Here is a 459-nt window from a genome sequence, read left to right on the forward strand (position 1 = left end):
CTATCTATTTCTATTAAATAATGGCGCGCCCGAGAGGAGTCGAACCCCTAACCTTTTGATCCGTAGTCAAACGCTCTATCCAATTGAGCTACGGGCGCAATTAATGTTACAATATCCCGTTGGGATAAAATGGAGCGGAAGACGGGATTCGAACCCGCGACCCCCACCTTGGCAAGGTGGTGTTCTACCACTGAACTACTTCCGCATTTCGCAATAAAAAAAGCTTTCTCCTTTTTGAGAAACCTTGGTAATAAAGCACTTAATAAAGCTTCCAAGCGGGCTCGAACCGCTGACCTCTTCCTTACCATGGAAGTGCTCTACCTGCTGAGCTATGGAAGCAATGGCTCCGCAGGTAGGATTCGAACCTACGACCGATCGGTTAACAGCCGATAGCTCTACCACTGAGCTACTGCGGAATAATATAAGCTTCATAAACAAACATGGTAGAAATAATAAATC

The 459-nt window shown here is 45.8% G+C and carries 4 tRNA genes; all 4 read right to left on the bottom strand.

What is annotated here, in order from left to right:
• Positions 1-21: 21 nt before the first annotated feature.
• Positions 22-98 (bottom strand) — tRNA-Arg (locus tag V6D42_RS20255).
• A 32-nt stretch (positions 99-130) separates the two neighbouring features.
• A tRNA-Gly gene (locus V6D42_RS20260) sits at positions 131-205 on the bottom strand.
• A gap of 61 nt (positions 206-266) precedes the next feature.
• A tRNA-Thr gene (locus tag V6D42_RS20265) sits at positions 267-339 on the bottom strand.
• Between the two features lie 2 nt (positions 340-341).
• Positions 342-416 (bottom strand) — tRNA-Asn (locus V6D42_RS20270).
• Positions 417-459: the final 43 nt, after the last annotated feature.

It is taken from the genome of Bacillus sp. 0909A, assembly GCF_036765115.1.
GTDB classification, from domain to species: domain Bacteria; phylum Bacillota; class Bacilli; order Bacillales; family Bacillaceae; genus Bacillus; species Bacillus mojavensis.